The organism is Gordonia sp. BP-119, assembly GCF_016924115.1.
In the GTDB taxonomy this organism is placed as follows: Bacteria; Actinomycetota; Actinomycetes; order Mycobacteriales; family Mycobacteriaceae; genus Gordonia; species Gordonia hongkongensis.
Window position 1 is genome coordinate 1 of the sequence record NZ_JAFFZF010000017.1, and the last position, 19,189, is coordinate 19,189.

General features: G+C 68.0%; 17 protein-coding genes. 13 read left to right on the forward strand and 4 right to left on the reverse strand.

The features are described from left to right. Positions 1-104: 104 nt before the first annotated feature. A complete protein-coding gene (locus tag JW364_RS11700; protein WP_205333600.1) occupies positions 105-1,493 on the reverse strand; it encodes an IS1380 family transposase in 1,389 nt (462 codons plus the stop codon). Between the two features lie 359 nt (positions 1,494-1,852). Here JW364_RS11700 and JW364_RS11705 point away from each other — a divergent pair, with 359 nt between their 5' ends. The 4 genes from JW364_RS11705 to JW364_RS11720 all read left to right on the forward strand — a co-directional run bounded on the left by JW364_RS11705 (position 1,853) and on the right by JW364_RS11720 (position 6,262). Further along, positions 1,853-2,140, forward strand: a complete 288-nt coding sequence (locus tag JW364_RS11705; RefSeq protein WP_058252919.1) for a DUF1490 family protein — start codon at positions 1,853-1,855, stop codon at positions 2,138-2,140. 87 nt (positions 2,141-2,227) lie between these two features. Then, positions 2,228-4,369 (forward strand): cation-translocating P-type ATPase, encoded by a 2,142-nt coding sequence (locus tag JW364_RS11710; protein WP_205333632.1) that lies wholly within the window; start codon positions 2,228-2,230, stop codon positions 4,367-4,369. Beyond that, positions 4,366-5,706, forward strand: coding sequence for a carboxylesterase family protein (locus tag JW364_RS11715; RefSeq protein WP_205333601.1), 1,341 nt, complete (start codon positions 4,366-4,368; stop codon positions 5,704-5,706). The genes JW364_RS11710 and JW364_RS11715 overlap by 4 nt, the downstream gene beginning before the upstream one ends. A gap of 148 nt (positions 5,707-5,854) precedes the next feature. Next, positions 5,855-6,262 carry a VOC family protein gene (locus JW364_RS11720; RefSeq protein WP_205333602.1) on the forward strand — a complete coding sequence of 136 codons (408 nt, stop codon included), beginning with the start codon at positions 5,855-5,857 and terminating at the stop codon, positions 6,260-6,262. A gap of 221 nt (positions 6,263-6,483) precedes the next feature. Here the strand turns inward: JW364_RS11720 and JW364_RS11725 are convergent, their stop codons facing one another. Beyond that, the gene (locus tag JW364_RS11725; RefSeq protein ID WP_205333603.1) at positions 6,484-7,320 is read right to left on the reverse strand and encodes a class I SAM-dependent methyltransferase; all 837 of its coding nucleotides are present in this window, start codon (positions 7,318-7,320) and stop codon (positions 6,484-6,486) included. Between the two features lie 84 nt (positions 7,321-7,404). Here JW364_RS11725 and JW364_RS11730 point away from each other — a divergent pair, with 84 nt between their 5' ends. The 7 genes from JW364_RS11730 to JW364_RS11760 all read left to right on the forward strand — a co-directional run bounded on the left by JW364_RS11730 (position 7,405) and on the right by JW364_RS11760 (position 15,317). Then, positions 7,405-7,833, forward strand: coding sequence for a YkvA family protein (locus tag JW364_RS11730; protein ID WP_205333604.1), 429 nt, complete (start codon positions 7,405-7,407; stop codon positions 7,831-7,833). Positions 7,834-7,894: 61 nt separating this feature from the next. Then, positions 7,895-9,142 (forward strand): DNA polymerase IV, encoded by a 1,248-nt coding sequence (gene dinB, locus JW364_RS11735; protein WP_205333605.1) that lies wholly within the window; start codon positions 7,895-7,897, stop codon positions 9,140-9,142. A 123-nt stretch (positions 9,143-9,265) separates the two neighbouring features. Then, positions 9,266-10,738 (forward strand): CitMHS family transporter, encoded by a 1,473-nt coding sequence (locus tag JW364_RS11740; protein WP_205333606.1) that lies wholly within the window; start codon positions 9,266-9,268, stop codon positions 10,736-10,738. A gap of 107 nt (positions 10,739-10,845) precedes the next feature. After that, a complete protein-coding gene (locus tag JW364_RS11745; RefSeq protein WP_205333607.1) occupies positions 10,846-12,540 on the forward strand; it encodes a sensor histidine kinase in 1,695 nt (564 codons plus the stop codon). Next, on the forward strand, positions 12,537-13,202 hold the full coding sequence (locus tag JW364_RS11750) for a response regulator (protein WP_205333608.1): 666 nt from the start codon (positions 12,537-12,539) through the stop codon (positions 13,200-13,202). Before JW364_RS11745 ends, JW364_RS11750 begins: the two co-directional genes overlap by 4 nt. Before the next feature lie 58 nt (positions 13,203-13,260). Further along, entirely contained in the window at positions 13,261-14,562 is a 1,302-nt protein-coding gene (locus JW364_RS11755) for a TrpB-like pyridoxal phosphate-dependent enzyme (protein WP_205333609.1), read from the forward strand. 26 nt (positions 14,563-14,588) lie between these two features. Next, positions 14,589-15,317 (forward strand): DUF429 domain-containing protein, encoded by a 729-nt coding sequence (locus JW364_RS11760; RefSeq protein ID WP_205333633.1) that lies wholly within the window; start codon positions 14,589-14,591, stop codon positions 15,315-15,317. 13 nt (positions 15,318-15,330) lie between these two features. Here the strand turns inward: JW364_RS11760 and JW364_RS11765 are convergent, their stop codons facing one another. Then, on the reverse strand, positions 15,331-15,906 hold the full coding sequence (locus tag JW364_RS11765; protein ID WP_205333610.1) for a GNAT family N-acetyltransferase: 576 nt from the start codon (positions 15,904-15,906) through the stop codon (positions 15,331-15,333). A 151-nt stretch (positions 15,907-16,057) separates the two neighbouring features. Beyond that, entirely contained in the window at positions 16,058-16,675 is a 618-nt protein-coding gene (locus JW364_RS11770; RefSeq protein ID WP_065629528.1) for a TetR/AcrR family transcriptional regulator, read from the reverse strand. A 141-nt stretch (positions 16,676-16,816) separates the two neighbouring features. Here JW364_RS11770 and JW364_RS11775 point away from each other — a divergent pair, with 141 nt between their 5' ends. Continuing rightward, on the forward strand, positions 16,817-17,935 hold the full coding sequence (locus JW364_RS11775; RefSeq protein WP_205333611.1) for a homogentisate 1,2-dioxygenase: 1,119 nt from the start codon (positions 16,817-16,819) through the stop codon (positions 17,933-17,935). Then, positions 17,932-19,119 (forward strand): alpha/beta fold hydrolase, encoded by a 1,188-nt coding sequence (locus JW364_RS11780; RefSeq protein ID WP_205333612.1) that lies wholly within the window; start codon positions 17,932-17,934, stop codon positions 19,117-19,119. Before JW364_RS11775 ends, JW364_RS11780 begins: the two co-directional genes overlap by 4 nt. Positions 19,120-19,189: the final 70 nt, after the last annotated feature.

Genomic DNA, 19,189 nt, shown 5'->3' on the forward strand with positions numbered 1-19,189 from the left:
CGCGTGATCGCCTGATTGTGTTGTGGGCGTGTGGTATTCGCTGACCTGTGTCAGCCTTTTCACTGGGGTTCCTTGGTGGTGGGTGGGCGGGTGTGGTTGGTAGGTCAGGTGGTGTTCACCGCGGCCCACAGCGCGGTGAACGCGTGTTGGGTGGGCCAGTGGCGGGGTAGGTGCAGGACCGGTGTTCGTGCTGGTCGCGCTAGTCGGGCGGGTATCGCGATGAGGGTGCGGCGCAGCGTAGCGCCCCGCGCGGCACGCAGTGCCGGTGCTGCGGTGAGTGCGGCGAGGGTACGCATCAGGTTGTGGCTGATCGCGGTCAGCGCCAGCCAGGCGGCGTTAGCACCGAACCGTCCGGAGGGCAGATGCGCCAGCGGTCCGTCGATGAGGTCGGCGAACACGGTTTCGATGATGGCGTGGCGGCGGTGAGTGAGGTCGGCGGTGACGGTGTCGTCGGTGGTGTTGGTGAAAAACGAGTGGTACCGCCACGCAGGCATCAACGTGTCGGTGCCGGCGGGGTGGTGGGCTTTGACCCGACGCACGATCAGTCGCGCGGTGACCGGCTGGGCGGAGTCCGGTTGCACGGTGTAGGAGGTCTCGGCGACTTCGGCATCAGAGATCAGTTCGCCGGTGACGGGGTCGGTGACCGCACCGGGATAGTGCACCGGCGTCCACGCGTCGTCTCCGATCGCGGTGATGGCGCGGGTGATCGCCGTGTTGGTCCGCAGGACCAGCGAGAACGTCGCTCCGAGGCGTTGACAGGTACGCATCACCGCAGCGGTGCCATACGCCGAATCGCCACGGACGGTGATCTCCCCGCTCGCTCCGCAACGGCGTGCGGTGGTCAGGGTTTCAGCGATCATTCTCGCTGCCCCGCTCCCGGAAGCGGTGCGGCCGGCGCGTAGCCAGGCGTTGCCGATCACCGGTGGATGCCCGGATGCGGACAGGGTGGCGATCAGCGGGGACAACCCTTTGCGCAGGAGTTCACGCCCAGCGATCTTGGCGTGCCCATAGGAGGCTCCGGCCTTGTAGTAGCCGTACACCGGGCGCAGCAGCGAGTCAATATCGACAAACACCCGGGACCCGTCGGTGGGCAGCAGACCCGCCGTGGCGCACATCGCCGGCAATGTCCGGGTCATCACCGCGTTGAGCGCTCGGGCGTGCCCGGGGGTGAACTCGCGCAGCATTTGCCCGATCGTGGCCGGGGCGTACACGCGGTCGAACAGGCGGGTGTGCCCACCAGTGCGGACCATCCCGAGGTCGTCGATACTGTCAGCGCCGCAACACAATCCGGCGATCACGGTCAACAGTTTCGCCTCGAGGTTGGCCCCGGCGGAGGCGACCTGGGTGGTACCGAGATCGACCCGGTCGCCCAGCGATGCGGCCAACCCGGTCGACTCGGCCACTCTCATGACCGGTACCAGCCCGGCGTGCGACACCAGGTTATCGTCGTCGAAGACCGCGGACTCGGCGGAGAACGTGTGCGATACTTTCACTGAAAGTGCCTTCTGAGCTGGAATGTTTTGTGTCTCAACACCACCAATCATTCCAGCTCAGAGGGCATTTTCACGTTATCGACACCCCGCACCCGTCCACGGATCCAGGCTGAGGAGCGCTCGGAGCTTGCGGAGGGCGCGGCAGTCCTGCTCCCTGAGGAGCGCTCGGAGCTTGCGGAGGGCGCGTCACGAAGGGTCCGGCGACCGAGTTCGAAGTGCGCCCGAACGGTGCCACTCACATTAGCGAGTCCGCATGTCCGACAACCGCACCCGCGGCCACACCATGTGAGTCGCGGTGCGCCTGTAGCGTGGTGTCCTGTCACCACGTGTGCAAGCTTATCGGATAGCGAGGACCCCACATGGCACTTCATGCACTGCTCGCCAAGGCCGGCGCGACGGTCGCCACCGGCTTCGTCGGAGCCGTCGCCTACGACGCCGTACGCACCGTCGCCCGACGCGCCCCGCTGCGTGAGGGAGCCGTCGTGGCGACCACGTGGGGTATCCGTGGAACACGCAAGGCCGAGGAGGTCGCGGAGTCGGTGCGACTCAACACCGCCGACATCGTCGCCGAGGCGAAGGAACGGCTGGGCGAGGAGTCGACACCGCCGGGAACAGCGGTGGCTCACGACCACGACCACGATCACTGAATCGTGAGCACGTCCGCGCCGACGTACTCTCCCGAGCTGCCACCGACCGAGATCGTCGTCCGGTCGTCGGCGGCGGGCCGGGTGCGTATGACGGTTCCGTGGCTGCGGGTCACCGATCGCACTGTCGCCGACCGCCGTGCCGTGGCCATCGAGGAGAGCGTCGCCAGGGTGACGGGTGTGCGCGCCGTGCACGCCTATCCGCGGACCGCCTCGGTCGTCGTGTGGTTCCGGGCGGACACCGACCGGGATGCCATCGATCATGCGATCGCGGCGGCCACGCACGCCAGCCCCGCGAATCTTCCTGACCGCGCACCGCATTCGGCCGACGTCACCAATGCCGACCTGTTGCGGATGGGCATCGGCGCGGGAGCCCTGGTCCTGCTGGGTTTCCGGCGCTACGGGTTCCGCCGTCCGCCGCTGCTCGGTCCGGCCTCGCGCACCGTCGCCACCGGTGTCACCATCTTCTCCGGCTACCCGTTCCTCCGCGGCGCGCTCCGCTCGCTGCGTGGCGGCCGGGCCGGCACCGACGCACTGGTCTCCGCTGCCACGATTGCGAGTTTGCTGCTGCGCGAGAACGTGGTCGCGCTGACTGTGTTGTGGTTGCTCAACATCGGTGAGTTCCTCCAGGACCTCACCCTGCGACGCACCCGACGCGCCATCGCAGACCTCCTCCGCGGCACCCAGGACACCGCCTGGGTTCGACTCTCCGACGGCACCGAGGTGCAGGTCGCCATCGATGCGCTGCACGTCGGCGACGCGGTCATCGTGCACGAACAGGTCGCCGTCGCGGTCGACGGTGTGGTCGTCGACGGGGAGGCGGTGGTCGACCAGTCCGCGCTCACCGGCGAGAACCTCCCGGTGACCAAGCACGTGGGCGATCGTGTGCAAGCCGGATCGGTGGTACTCACCGGCCGCATAGTCATCGAGGCCCACGCGGTCGGCGACGACACCTCGATCGGTCGCATCATCGGCCGGGTCGAGGAGGCCCAGCGCGACCGCGCTCCCATCCAGACGGTCGGGGAGAACTTCTCCCGGCGGTTCGTACCCGCGTCGTTCGCGTCGTCGGCGCTGACGCTGCTGGTGACGCGCGATCTCCGTCGTGCGATGACGATGCTGCTGATCGCGTGCCCGTGTGCGGTGGGGCTGTCCACCCCGACCGCGATCAGCGGCGCCATCGGGAACGGCGCGCGGCGCGGAATCCTCATCAAGGGCGGATCGCATCTCGAGGCTTCGGGACGGATCTCGGCGGTGGTGTTCGACAAGACCGGCACGCTGACCGTCGGGCGCCCGGTCGTGACCAACGTCGTGTCCTTCTCCGACGACTGGCAGCCCGAACAGATCCTCGCCTACGCGGCCAGCTCCGAGATCCATTCGCGTCATCCGCTCGCCGAAGCGGTCATCCGGCCCACGGAGGAACGCCGCATCGAGATCCCGACGCACGCGGAATGCGAGGTGATCGTCGGACTCGGCATGCGCACCCGCGCTGAGGATGGGCGCGTGCTCCTGCTGGGTAATCCGTCGCTCCTCGACCGGCACGGCGTCGCGATCTCCGACGACGCCATCGGCTGGGTGGACCGGTTGCGGCAGGCGAGCGAGACCCCGCTGCTGCTGGCCGTCGACGGCACCCTGGTCGGACTGGTGAGCTTGTCCGACGAATTGCGCCCCGAGGCGCGGGAGGTGCTCGACGCCCTGCGTGCCGACGGGGTCACCGAGATCGCCATGCTCACCGGCGATCACCCGGTCACCGCGGCGACCATCGCCGCCGAACTCGGCATCGAGCGGTGGGCCGCCGAGGTCACCCCGGACGACAAACTGGCCGTCGTCCGCGAACTGCAGGCGCTCGGCCACGTGGTCGCGGTGGTGGGTGACGGTGTGAACGACGCCCCCGCGTTGGCCGCCGCGGACATCGGCATCGCGATGGGGTTGGCCGGCACGGATGTCGCGGTCGAGACCGCGGACGTCGCGCTAGCCGGGGACGATCTGCGCAAGCTGCTCGACATCCGGGATCTGGGTTCGCACACCGTCGAGGTGATACGCCAGAACTACGGGATGTCGATCGCCGTCAACGCCCTGAGGCTGGTGATCGGTGCGGGCGGCGCGCTCTCACCGGTCCTCGCCGCCGTGTTGCACAACGCCTCGTCGGTTGCCGTGGTGCTCAACAGTTCTCGGCTCATCCGGTATCAGGTCGAACCGGCTCCGTCGGCGCCGGTCGGGGAAGCGCGCGCATGACCGAGATACCCACGACGTCCGCGACCTTCGAGTGTCCGGCCGGGTCGATCATCGCTCGCACCGACGGACAGGTCGTGCGCGCCACCGGTATCCGCTATGCGCAGGCGGCGCGGTTCGAGGTTCCGTCCCCGCAGCCGCCGGCCGACGAGCCGATCGATGCGACCGCGTGGTCGCCCGCCTGTCCTCAGCGCAACGGCGAGGGGATCGTCCACGACACCTTCGGCGATGCCGCGCTGGGCGAGATGGTCGGCGACGAGCACGCCCAGTACGTGTCGGTCACGGTGCCGGTCGACCGTCGACCCGACGAGGTACTTCCGGTGATGGTCTGGATTCACGGTGGCTCGTACATCATCGGCGCCGCCGACGCACCCTGTCACGATCCGGCTGCGCTGGTCGCCGAGCAGCGGGTGGTCGTCGTGTCGGTGACCTACCGGCTGGGGTTGTTCGGGTTTCTCGGCGACGGCATCGACCGACCGGCGAATCTGGGCCTGCTCGACATGATCGAAGCCCTGCGGTGGGTTCAGCGGAACATCGCGTCCTTCGGCGGCGATCCCGACGCCGTCACCGTCTTCGGCGAATCAGCCGGCGGCGACGCGGTTGCACAGTTGATGGCGGCCGACGGCGTGACGGGCCTGTTCCGCCGCGCCATCATCCAGAGTGCACCGCTCGGCATCACCCGACGTCGCGAGCGATTGCATGCGGACATGTTCGCTGCGTCGCATCAGGTGTCGGCGTCGGCGACCGTCGACGAGGTCCTGGCCGTCCAGGAGTCGATGATGGGACTCAAAGCGATTCTGCAGCATGGACTTCCGGCCTTCATGTCCTTTGGGCCACAGTACGGCCACCACCCGCTGCCACCCGAGGACGAGGTGGACGCGGTCTGGGAGAGTCGAGCGCGGGACGTCGAGGTCCTGATCGGCTGGTGCAGCCGCGAGGCCGCGTTCTTCACCGCGGCGATCGACGGGGTCTCGTCGCTGCCCGCGGTTCCGGTGGTCGGCAACCGCCTGTACGAATGCCTGGTCCAGCAACTCACCCGTGCCATCTACACGTCGGCGGCCGACCGCTTCGCCCGACGCCACCGACACGCCGGCGGCAAGGCCGCGCAATACGTCATCGATTGGGGCGCAGCAGATCACCCGCTGCGCGCCGTACACACTGTCGACATCCCGTTGCTGTTCGGAACACCGGAGATCTGGGCCGGTGCCCCGATCCTGGCCGGACACGGCGCCGAACGGGCTGCCCAGGACGGCCGCACGTTGCGACGGATCTGGGCGGACTTCGCGCGAGACGGATGGACCGTGCCGGCTGATGTGCCGGGCCTGATCCGCTTCACCTGACCGCGGAGTTCCCTGGCGCGAGTGTGCGCTCGATACTCGCACGCACGTCACGAATCAGACGTCTGCCGATGAGTTTCAGTCACCGCGTGTGTCTATCGTTCTGACCGTCCCACCTCGGGGACGCCACACCTCTCGAAATGGAGATCCGATGTCCCGCATGCTGTTCGTCAACACCACCGCCACCGACATCCCGGCGACCAGAGAGTTCTTCAGCAATCTGGGGTTCGAATTCAACGACGACTTCTGCGACGACTCCACACTCTGCCTGGTGGTTAACGAGTCGTCCTTCGTGATGATCATGAGGCCGGAGAAGTTCCAGGAGTTCATCACCGGTGGCATCTCCGACACCGCGACCGAGCGCGAGGTTCTCTTCGCGGTCTCGGCCGAATCGCGCGAAGCCGTCGACGCACTGGTCGACAAGGCGCTGGCCACCGGTGGAAGCCCATGGCAGGACACGCAGGACCACGGCTGGATGTACGGTCGCAGCTTCCGCGATCTCGACGGTCACGCATGGGAGGTCTCCTACATGGACCTCGCGGCCCTTCCCGCTGGTTGAGCCGAATGATCGCTGGTTGAGCCGGAACCGAGCGTAGCCGCCGGGTCGAGCGAGCGAAGGAGCGCGTCGAGATCGAGCAGCCGTGTCGAGGCCACTTGGTGACCTCGACGGACGCGGCGGCCTCGCTGCGCTCGGTCGACGCTGCTCGGCCAGCGGGGAACGGACGGCGCTTGGCTGCGCCCGGTCGACGCTGCTCGGCCAGCAGATGAGGTGGCGCGAGGTCAGCCGACGGGTCGTTCGCCCACGGCAATCAGTGTGTCGCAGTCGACTTCGGTGATCCCCTCGTCTGCCAGCCGCTGCAGGAACCCGACTCGCACGTCCTCGACGGCGTCGGCGTCCAGGTCGGCGAGTGCGCCGCGCAACCCGCTGCCGAGGACCATCGACCAGGAGAACTCGCCGGTCCGTGGTACGCGCAGGTCGAGAACTGATGCGGACACCTCTTCTGCGCCAATCGATTCGAGCCACCTGACGATCTTCTCCTCGGTGTCGATCCGCGCGATGGGGTGAGGCGGTCCGTCGGACGGGGCACGCGGACCGGGTGGCGGCGGAGTGTTCGTCACGCGGGCGACCTCGGCGAAGTAGGCGCCGGTGAAGTCGTGGAGTGCGTCGTCATGCCACACCGCGACGGCGAGACGACCTCGTGGGCGCAGGAGGGGCAGCAGATTGCGCACCGAGTCGTCCATGTCCGGTAGGAAGAACACGCCGAAACCGCATGTGACCACGTCGTATTCGCCGCGTTCCCGGCCGGGCAGCGCGGTCACGTCGTCGACCCGGAAGTCGATGTTGCGCAGACCGGCCGCATATGCGCTCGTTCGGCCACGCTCCACCAGATCGGCGGCGAAGTCGACTGCCGTGACGTGCCCGTCGGGTCCGACGACCCGCGCGGCGGCCAGCGCGCTGGCACCGGTCCCGGAACAGATGTCGAGAACGCGATCGCCCAGTGAGACCCGAGCCCGCGCTACGAGAGTCTCACCCGCCGGACCCCAGACGAGGGGAGTCACCAGGTCGAAATCGGGACTGGTCGAGTTGAAGATCTCGGCGATGCTCGGTCCTGGCATGGATTCAGCGTAGACGTGTTGACAACGGTTCCCGATAAAGTGGCGGACGTCTCAATCTCCTGCCGAGAGAACGGAGCCGTCCTGATGGAACGCCTCGTCGCCATCGCGATCTCCGTCGCAGGCGGGGTGCTGTTGCTGTGGGTGATCCTGGTGATCGCTCTCCTTGTCGCTCGCCCACCCGGTTTGCGGGCCAAAGACCTCCTTCGTCTACTGCCCGACACCGTCGTACTGCTGCGACGGCTGGCCGCTGACCGAGAACTCCCCCGTGGTGTCCGCGTCCGGCTAATGCTGCTATTGATCTACTTGGTCCTTCCCATCGACCTGATTCCCGACTTCATCCCCGTTCTCGGCTACGCCGACGACGCGATCATCGTGGTGTTGGCGCTGCGCTCGGTCGTCCGCCGTGCCGGCCAAGATGCGCTCCGGCGCCACTGGCCCGGCAGCGACGACGGTCTGGTCGCGGTGCGCCGCCTGGCCGGCATCGGCGATCCCACCAAGCCGATGGGCCCATAGCCCGCGTCGGTTGCCTCGGGCGTGCTGGTGCATGTCCGAGCGTCATGCGAACATGTGTTCTATGCGCATCGAGCGGCGGGAACGGCGGGATCCGTCGATCCTGCATGCCGATCTCGACTCGTTCTATGCCTCGGTCGAGCAGCGTGATGACCCTTCGCTTCGCGGCCGTCCGGTCCTGGTGGGCGGCGGCGTCGCCCTCGCGGCGAGCTATGAGGCCAAGGCGCGCGGGGTGCGGTCCCCGATGCCGGGCCACGAGGCGCGGGCGCTCTGTCCGGACGCGGTCGTCGTCCGGCCGCGGTTCGAGGCCTACATGGAGGCGAGTCGGGAGGTCTTCGACATCTTCCACGACACCACTCCGGTGGTCGAGGGGATCTCGGTCGACGAGGCCTTCCTCGACGTCGGGGGGCTCGGTCGGATCAGCGGTACGCCGCACGACGTCGCCGCGACGATCCGACGCCGCGTCCGCGAGGAGGTCGGCCTGCCCATCACGGTCGGCGGCGCGCGCAGCAAGTTCCTCGCCAAGGTCGCCAGCGCCGTCGGCAAGCCGGACGGCCTGCTCATCGTCGAACCGGGAACCGAACTCGACTTCCTGCATCCGCTCCCGGTCCGTCGACTCTGGGGGGTCGGTCCGGTCACCGAGGCCAAGCTGCACGACGCAGGAGTCGAGACCGTCGGCCAGCTGGCGGCCCTCGGGGAGCGGTCGTTACGCGGCATCGTCGGGTCGAGTGCCGGACGGCACCTCTTCGCGCTGTCACTCGCCCAGGACCCGCGTCGGGTGGAGACCGGCAAACGACGCAGTTCAATCGGGTCGCAGCGCGCGCTCGGCCGACGCCCGAAGTCCGAGGCCGACCTCGAGGCGACCATCACCGCGATCGTCGAACGATTGGGCAAACGACTCCGAACGGCCGAACGGGTCTGTCGGACAATCGTTCTGCGGTTGCGCTTCGACGACTTCACCCGCGCCACCCGGTCCCGCACCCTGTGGGAGTCCACCGACCGCACCGACCTCATCATGGCGTCGGCGCGCGGCCTCCTCGCGGACGCGATGCCGATCATCCGCGAACGGGGATGCACCCTGGTCGGGTTGTCGCTGACCAACCTCGACGACCACGACAGCATCCAGCTGACCCTGCCGTTCGACACCGATCACGCCGGCGCCGGGAGCGGAGCGAGCGGGCCGACAGCGACTGGAGCAGAACTCGACGCGACGATGGATCTGCTGCGGGACCGGTTCGGCCGCGACTCGGTCACCCGCGCGGTGCTCATCGGACGCAACCACGGCGACGACGCACCGATGCTGCCCGACTAGCGCGAAAAGCGCGAAACGCTACTTATGCGCCCAAGCGTGACTGTGATGCCGGTGACCCCCAACACTTCTGATGTGACCACGGATGTGGTCGCCCTCACATCCGCTGCAGAATCGAGTAAGACAATGTTGGTAGCCCTCGGCCTCGGGATGGTCGCCACCTTCATGGTGCTGATCATCACCAAGCGGGCGACGCCCGTGGTGGCGCTGATCCTCGTCCCGGTCGCCTTCGGCCTCTTCGCCGGTGCCGGCCTCGGCATCAGCGACATGATCACCGACGGCATCAAAGACCTCGCCCCCACCGCGGCGATGCTGTTCTTCGCGATCATCTTCTTCGGCATCATGATCGACGTCGGACTCTTCGACCCGGTGGTCCGGGCGGTCGTCCGCGCGGTGCACGACGACCCGGCGCGCCTGGTGGTCGGAACCGCGGTGCTCGCCGGCGTCGTGTCCCTCGACGGCGACGGTTCGACGACCTTCATCATCACGACCGCCGCACTGCTGCCGCTGTACCTGAAGCTCGGCGTCAGCCCGGTCGTCCTCACGGTCGTCGCCGGACTCACCAACGGCACGATGAACATCCTTCCGTGGGGCGGTCCCACCGCCCGTGCCGCGAGCGCCCTGAACATCGACACCAACGACGTCTTCGTACCGATGGTCCCCGCCCTGGTCGCGGCACTGGTCGTCGTGCTGCTCTTCGCCTATCACCTCGGTGTGCTCGAACGCCGCCGCATCGGCAAGCTGGAGATCAGGGAGTCGATGCTCGCCCCGAAGGAAGAGGTACTGGTCGGCGCCGGTGGCGGAACCGGCCTGCCGCCGAAGGGTCGTCGGGCACGCGGTTCGGGTTCGACGGGAATGGGCTCGGGCACCCACGACGACGCTTCCACCGGCGATCACGATCTCAGCCGCCCCGTGGCGGGCGCCGCCGACGACGACCGCGACGCATCCTTCTCGGGCGTCCTCGATCCCAATCGGGAAACCCTGCGGCCCAAGCTCTTCTGGGTGAACGCCGGACTCACCGTGGCCCTGCTGGCCATCCTCGGTGCCGACATCGTCGCCATCCCGGTGCTGTTCATGATCTTCGCCGGCATCGCCCTGGCCATCAACTTCCCGCACATCAAGCAGCAGCAGGAGGCCATCACCCGGCACAGCTCGAGCATCGTGTCGGTGGTCGCCATGGTCCTCGCCGCCGCCGTCCTCACCGGCGTGTTCAACGGCACCGGGATGGTCGACGCCATCGCGCACTGGCTGGCTGACGGCATCCCCGACTGGATGGGCCCGCACATGGCCATCGTGATCGGCGTGCTCTCGATCCCGCTCACCTTCCTGATGAGCAACGATGCCTTCTACTACGGGGTGCTACCGGTCCTGTCCGAGACCGCGACCCGCTACGGCATCGACCCCACCGAGATGGCGCGGGCATCGATCACCGGCCAGACCGTGCACATGCAGAGCCCGCTCGTCCCGGCGATCCTGCTGCTGGTCGCACTGGCCGGGGTCACACTGGCCGATCACCACAAGAAGGTCCTGTGGCGCGCCACGGTCGTCTCGCTGGTGATGCTCGCCGTCGGGGTCCTGGTCGGGGCCATCCCGTTCTGATACGGCCCAACCGGTGCACGCCGATCCACACACCCCACGCGGCGATCCGTTCCCCACGGATCGCCGCGTCGGCGTGGCCGCCCCGCAGCGAGCATTAGGCTGACGTCATGCGTTTGCGGACGCAGGTGCTGCTCCTGCAGCTGGCGGTGATAGCGGTCAGCCTCGCGGTCGGGTTCGGTCTAGTCATCGCCGGAGCCGACGACCGGGTGCGCGACGAGTACGCGCAGCGCGCGCTCGCCATCGCGCAGTCGGTCGCCGCCGACGCCGAGGTCCGCAGCGAGGTCGCTGCCCATCCCGGTGACCGGGTGGACGCGGCGGACCTGGTCGACGGCCCGCTGCAACTGCAGGCGGCGGCAGTACGAGCCCGGACCGGAGCCCTGTTCGTCGTCATCGGCAACGACCGCGGCATCCGTCTGGCACACCCCGAGGTGGCCGAGCTCGCCAGGACGGTCTCCACCGACCCGTCGAAGGTACTGTCCGGATCGAACGAGGTGAACACCGACCGGGGCACCCTCGGCGAGTCGGTCCGCGCGAAGGTCCCGGTCCTGAACGCCGACGGTGTGGTCATCGGGTTCGTGAGCGTCGGTGTCTCCACCGAACGCCTGGCCTCCGAGACCCGCACCGACATCGTCGCGATCGCGCTCCTCGCGCTTGCGGCACTGGGTATCGGCGCGGTGGGTTCGGTGCTGCTGGCCCGTCGGTGGCGCCGACTCACCCTGGGTTTGGAGCCCGACGAACTCGCCGAGCTCGTCCGGGAACAGGGGGCTGTGCTGCACTCGATGGCCGACGGCGTGCTCGCCGTCGACGCCGACGGCATCGTGCGCGTCGTCAACGACAGGGCGCGTGCGCTGCTCGACATCGACGCCCCGGTCGGCACCCCCGCCGACGACCTCGGCCTGACCCCGCGGGTGGCGACGGTCCTGGCGACGCCCACCGACGAACCCCTCGCCGCCGGTGTCGGCGAACGGGTGGTCCTGGTGAGTTCCCATCGGGTGCGGGCCGACGGTCGCGACCTCGGCATGGTCCTGTCGGTGATCGATCGCACCGACGTCGAAGCACTCAGCCGCGAGGTGGATTCGATCAAGTCGATGAGCACCGCCCTACGCGCACAGCGCCACGAAACCGCCAACCGGATGCACGTACTCGCCGGCCTCCTCCGGCACGGGCACGCCGACGAAGCGCTCGCCTACCTGGACGAGGTCACCGGAACCGGACCGGGAGGGGCGCTCCTCGCCGGACTCGACAACGTGCGCGAACCACACCTCCACGCGTTTCTCGACGCGAAGGCGGCTCAGGCGCGCGAGCGCCGGGTGGTGCTGCGACTCGGGGACCAGACCTGGATTCAGGGCGTGCTCACCGAACCCGTCGTCGTCACCACCGTGCTCGGCAACCTCGTCGACAACGGGATCGATGCCGCCGCGTCCGGACCGGACGGTGGACAGCCCGGTGAGGTCGAGGTCGAGGTCATCGCCGACGGCGACACGGTCCTGGTCACCATCGGGGACTCCGGACCCGGCATCGCCTTCGACGACCCCGACGACGTCTTCGCCGAGGGCGCCACGACCAAACCGGGCGCGCACGTACCCGGCGGCCGCGGTATGGGACTCGCCCTGGCCCGGCAGATCGCGCGCCGGGTCGGCGGCGACGTGTGGGTCGCCGATGCGGGGGGTCGCGGCTCCGCGGATGATGACGAACCGGGCGGGGCCGTGTTCGTCGCCCGCCTGCCCGGCGTGCTCGCGCCGACGGACGAGGCCGAAGACCACTCGTACAGCCAGACCGACGAACCGGGAGTGACCCCATGACCGACGACCTCGGCGTCCTGATCGTCGACGACGACTTCCGGGTCGCGGCTCTGCACTCGGCGATCGTCGACGCCGTCCGGGGCTTCTCGGTGCGAGCCCGGGCGGGCAGCATCGGTGCGGCACGTCAAGCGATCGCCGAACATCCCGACATCGATCTCGCACTCCTCGACGTCTACCTGCCGGACGGCTCGGGCATCGAACTGGTCGCCGAACTCGACTGCGACTGCTTCATCGTCGGCGCCGAGACCGACGCCTCGGCGGTACGAAGCGCGATGCGTGCCGGTGCGCTCGCCTACCTGATCAAACCCTTCGACGACGCCGACCTCGCCCGTCGGTTGGCCGGCTATGCCCAGTACCGGCGGATGCTGGCGGGCGAGAACGTCGACCAGCACGCCGTCGACGCAGCGCTGTCGGCACTGCGGTTCGGCACCCGCGCCGCGGACCGGGCCGAGGGTGGCTCGCCGACAGAACAGCGCATCCTGGCGTTGTTCGCCGAGGGCGCTCCGCTGTTCGCCGACGATGTGTCGCGGGAGATCGGCATCGCGGCACCGACCGCGCGGCGGCACCTCGCGAACCTCGTGGCGGCCGGGCGGTTGACGATGTCGCTCCAGTACGGCACCACCGGCCGGCCCCGGCAGGAGTACCGGCTGCCCGGGGCGTGACAACGGGATCGGTCGGCACGGGGCGCGGGGACCGGCCCGAGGATTAGAGTGGTGATCCATGACGATGCATGTCGAGACCGGTAATCCGGATCTGATCACAGTGGATGTCCCGACCCATTGGTACAACCTCGCGGCTGAACTCGACTCCCCGATCCCGCCGCACCTGCATCCGGGCACCAAGGAACCGGTCGGGCCGGACGATCTCGCTGCGTTGTTCCCGAGTGGCCTCATCGCGCAAGAGGTGTCCACCGAGCCCTACATCGAGATCCCCGAACCGGTGCGCGAGATCTACCGGATGTGGCGGCCGTCGCCGCTGATCCGCGCGCGTCGTTTCGAGGAGGCGCTCAACACCAGGGCGCGGATCTACGTGAAGTACGAGGGTGTCAGCCCGGTCGGCAGCCACAAGACGAATTCGGCTGTCGCGCAGGCGTACTACAACAGCCTCGACGGTGTCACCAAACTGACGACGGAGACCGGAGCCGGTCAGTGGGGGAGCGCACTGGCGTTCGCGGGTGCGCAGTTCGGCATCGACGTCGAAGTGTGGCAGGTCCGTGCGTCGTACACCTCGAAGCCCTACCGGGGGTTCCTCATCCGCACCTACGGCGGGACCATCCACCCCAGTCCGTCCGAGCTGACCGAGTCGGGTCGAGCGATGCTCGCCAAGGACCCGAACACCACGGGCAGCCTGGGGATGGCCGTCAGCGAGGCCGTCGAGGTCGCCGCCTCGAACCCCGACACCCGTTACGCGCTGGGCAGCGTGCTCAATCACGTGGTGCTGCACCAGAGTGTCATCGGGCAGGAGGCCGTCGACCAGCTCAACGTGGTGGAGCCGGGTGGTGCCGACGTCGTGTTCGGTTGTGCCGGAGGCGGTTCGAACCTCGCGGGGTTGTCGTTCCCGTTCCTGCGGGAGAAGCTGCACGGCCGCTCGGATCCGCGCGTCATCGCCGCCGAGCCCGCCGCGTGCCCGTCGATCACGCAGGGGGAGTATCGGTACGACCACGGTGACGTCGCCGGACTCACCCCGTTGCTCAAGATGCACACGCTCGGTATGGATTTCGTGCCCGACCCGATCCATGCCGGTGGTCTGCGCTACCACGGCATGGCGCCCGCGCTGAGCCACACGGTGGAGCTCGGTCTGGTGCAGGGCGTTGCCATCTCCCAGCACGACGCGTTCTCCGCGGGCGTGCAGTTCGCCCGGACCCAGGGCATCGTCCCGGCTCCCGAGTCGACACACGCGATCGCGGCCTGCGCCGCGCACGTCGCCGACAGCGACAAGGACGAGGTCGTCGTGATCGGACTGTCGGGCCACGGGCAACTCGATCTGCCCGCGTATGCCGAGTTCCTCGAGGGCAACTTCTGACTCGACCCGGAACCGTGATCCCGGCGATGCGGACGGTCGGCATCGACCTGTCCGCATCGCCGGCGAAAACTGCTGTTGCATGCGTCGATTGGGATGCCGACAAGGCCGTGCTCACCGATCTCGTCGTGGGCGCGGACGACACCGCCGTCCGGCGCCTCGTCGAGGGGGCGACCCGCATCGGGATCGATTCCCCATTCGGCTGGCCTGACGAGTTCGTCGACTTCGTCGTCGCGCATCATCGCAACGACTTGCCGAAGGGGCGAGAACTCGACGACATCGCCCGTCGACGACCACTTGCATTACGTCGCACCGATCTGCGGATCGTCGACGCCGGCGTCGGTCGCCCGCTCAGCGTGTCGGCGGACCAGATCGCGCACGTCGCGTTCCGATGCGCCGGCCTGCTCTCGGACCTGGGAGTCGACGACCGCGTCGACGGGTGGGCGGTCGAGGCGTACCCCGCGGGGGCACTCAAACGATGGGGACTGACCTCGCGCGGATACAAACGTGCCGCCAACGTTTCGGTGCTCGCCGGACTCGTCGTGGCATTCGAAGAAGCTGCGCCATGGTTGGATCTCGGCGATCATGCCGAGACCATGGCCCGTGACGACGACGCGTTCGACGCCGTGATCACCGCATTGATCGCGCGTGCCGCCGAGCTCGGCCGGACCATCTTGCCCGATGCCACCGACCGGCCGGTCGCCGCGCGGGAGGGTTGGATCCACGTACCCACCGCCGAACTGGCGGAACTGATCTGAGTCGTGGTCTCGATCAGTCCAGCGACAACCGCATGAGCACGCGTGGGAACCCGGCGAGGACGGACGAGGTGTCGGCCGCCTTGGTGAAACCGGCCTTCTCGAACAGGCCGCGGGTCCCGACGTAGGCCATCGTCAGATCGACTCTGGCGCCCTGATTGTCGACGGGATAACCCTCGATCGCCGGCGCACCGTTCGACCGCGCGTAGTCGACGGCCCCGGCCAGCAGTGCGTGCGAGATCCCCTGCTTGCGATGACCGGGGCGGACCCGGATGCACCACACCGACCACACCGGCAGGTCGTCCACGTGGGGGATCTTCCGGTTCCGGGCGAAGGTCGTGTCCGCGCGCGGCGAGACGGCCGCCCAGCCGACGACCTCGCCCGCGTCGTCGTAGGCGAGCACACCCAGCGGAATGCCGCTGTCGCACAGCTCTTTCACGAACTCTCCGCGCTGCTCGCGGACCAGCTCCTGGTTCTGCTTGCTCGGGATGCGGTAGCTCAGGCACCAGCAGACGTTCGACGTCGGTTTCTTCGGACCGACCATCGTGGCGATGTCGTCGAAGATCGTCGCGGGCCGGACCTCGATGGGCATGCGTCCCATGGTCGTCGGCACGGTCCGGGACGGCAAGCGGGCCGGTGTCAGCCCGGTGGCTGTCGCTCACGCCCCTGCTCCCTCATCCGAAAGAACGACATAACCATTGCTCCCTGAGGTGCGAGGAGCGCCAGCGACGAGCCACGAAGGGTCAGGGAGCCGACTGTGCCGGTCCGGCCCCGAAGACGGTCCGGTACCAGATCGCGGTGAGGATCTCGATGGCCGTGTCGTCGTCGGGCACGGGCCCGGCGGCGTCACCGCGGACCGCAAGCCAGGTCCAGCACGTGGATTCGAGGGTCGCAACCAGCGCGGACGCCAGCGGTTCGAGCGGCAGGCCGATGGAGTACCCCGCGCGCTCGGCACCGTGCAGACCCGACAACACCTGCTTCACACCGGACACCCGGTTGGCCAGCCAGCGGTTGCGGAAATCGTCGTCGGTCATCGACATCTGGAACAGGCCGATGATCTCGGGCAGGTACTTCTTGTATGTCGTCCAATACGCGGTCACGGCCGCGCGGACGCTCGCCTCCGGCTCGGTGTGCCGGGTCGCGAGCGACTGCTCCACCACTTCGTCCGAGAACTGATCCAGCAGGGCTTCGAGCAGCCGGTCCTTGCTGTCGTAGTAGTTGTAGAACGAACCGGTCGACCGGCCGGCAGCGGCGGAGATGTCCGAGATCTTGGTGTTCAGGTAGCCCTTTTCGGCGAACGTCCGGCGCGCGGCGTCGAGAAACGCGGCCTCGGTCTGGCGACCTTTGTTCGTCGGCGGCACCGTGAGCTCCTTCCGCGGACCGATTCTCCATCGAACCATGGGGACGGTCGATGACCGCACTCGGATCGACGGAAAGTGTGACCCTTGTCATCTTCTGAACCTGAATCTAGCATCAGAAAAACGCAGAGACAGGAGTTCGGCATGGAATCGTTCGTCCAGCACCGCAAGGGGCGCACGCCTCGGCAGGTGCACCGAGATGTCGCCGATCTGAAAGACGATGAGCTCGGACGATACGGTTTCACCGGCCGCACGGCACATCTGTATCGACGCAACGACCCGACGCAGTTCCGGGCGGTGGGCACCCACAACGGCGTCGATCGAATCGTCACCGACCTCGCGCCCACCGACCAGAACGACCCCGCGGGTGAGCCGCTGCTGATGTTCCATAACGAGGACTGCCGGATTTCTTTGAGTCGTCGGAAAGAGGCCGCTCCGTTCTGGTTTCGCCCGGTCGACGGCGATGAACTCGTCTTCGTCCACGAGGGCACCGGGTATTTCGAGACCGAGTTCGGTCGATTGCCCTACCGGCCCGGCGATTACGTATATCTCCCCAAGGGGTGCACCTATCGTCAGGTGCCCGACGGTGCGTCGTTGCTGCTCGTCATCGAGGCGGTCGACGAGTTCCGGGTGCCCGAGCCGGGCGTACTGGGCAGGTTCTTCCCCTTCGACTCCTCGCTCGTCGTCGTTCCCGAGGCGGAGGCGTTCGACGGTGACGGCCGAGACGAGTACGAGGTGCGGTTCCGTCAGCGAGAGGGGCAGACATCGCTGTTCTACCCGTTCCACCCGCTCGACGTAGAGGGCTGGCGTGGAGACAATTTCCCGTTCACGTTCAACATCGAGGACTACGACGTCATCACCTCCGAGACGGTGCATCTGCCGCCCACGGTGCATCTGTTCATGCAGGCGACCGGGGTGTACGTGATGAACTTCCTGCCGCGCCCCGCCGAGGCGCGCAAGGGTGCCGAACGGCTGCCGTGGTACCACCGGAACACCGACTTCGACGAGATCGCGTTCTTCCACGGCGGCAGCATGTTCGGAGTCGGCATGCCGCCGGGTCTGATCTCCCACGCACCCCAGGGGATGCATCACGGCATCCCGGAGCGGGCGCGAGAGCGTTCCCGGCGCAAGTTCGACGAGTTCGATCGCGTGGAATGGCAGGTGATCTCGATCGACACCCGTCGACGGTTGATCGCCGCACCCGCTCTGCTCGAACCCGGGGTCGCCGACTCCGTCCAGGCCGACGCCGGGTCACGAGTATGAGCGACCGGGGGGACGTGCCTCGTCACGACTACGACCGCATTCCCTATCTCGTTGTCTTCGAGGACCTCTCGGCGTATCAAGACACCTACGGCGGGGTCGCCGAGAGCGTGGTGCTGGAGAGCTACCTGCTCCGCCCCCGTGGCGTGCCGTCGAAGAACGTCATCGTCTTCATGCACCCGATCGGGGGCGGCGCCTACTTGCCGATGACCAATGCGCTCGCCCGCGCCGGCCACCACGTCATCTACTGCAACAGCCGGTATCGCGGCGTCGACAGTGCGTTGATCATGGAGAAGGTGGTGCAGGATCTCGGTGCGTGCGTGAAGGATGCGCGCGAACGCCTCGGTTACGAGAAGGTCATCCTGGCCGGGTGGAGCGGCGGCGGCGCCCTGTCGCTGTACTACCAGCAGCAGGCACAGCGCGCGACGGTCACCGCGACCCCCGCCGGTGAGCCGCCGGACCTGACCGCCCTCGACCTCCCCGCCGCCGACGGCATGATGCTGCTCGCGGCGCACGTCTCGCGGCACGGCACTCTGACCGAGTGGATGGACCCGTCGATTCTCGACGAGTCGGATCCCGACAACCGCGATCCGGAGCTGGACCTCTACAACCCCTCGAACCCGAACCAGCCGCCGTACTCGACGAGGTTCCTCGATCGTTACCGCGCGGCGCAGATCGACCGCAACCGGCGGATCACCACGTGGGTGAAAGAGCGACTCGCCGATCTGAGCGAGCGCGGCGAACCGCTGATGGAGCGCGGTTTCATCGTGCACGGAACGATGGCCGATCCGCGCTGGCTCGACCTGACCGTCGACCCCAACGATCGCGAACTCGGTTGCTACCTGGGCGATCCGCGGATCGTCAACATGGGACCGGTCGGACTCGCCCGGTTCACCACGCTGCGAAGTTGGCTGTCGCAGTGGAGCTTCGACGACGCCAACGGCGACGGACCCCGGTGCGCAGCCGATCTCGGGGTCCCGACGCTGGTCATCGGCAACTCCGCCGACAACGCGTGCACGCCCAGTCATACGCACCGCCTCTTCGACGCGGTCGGTCATCCCGACAAGACCCTGCACACCATCGTCGGTGCGACGCACTACTACTCGGGCCGGGACCAGATCCCACACCTGAGAGAAGCGGTCGGGACCATCACCCAGTGGCTGGCCGAGCGGGGGTGGGCCAACTGACGGCCTGGGTTCGCTGAAAACCGCCCGGTGGAAAGTGCTCGGGGACGTAGCGTTCGGTGTCCATTTCTGG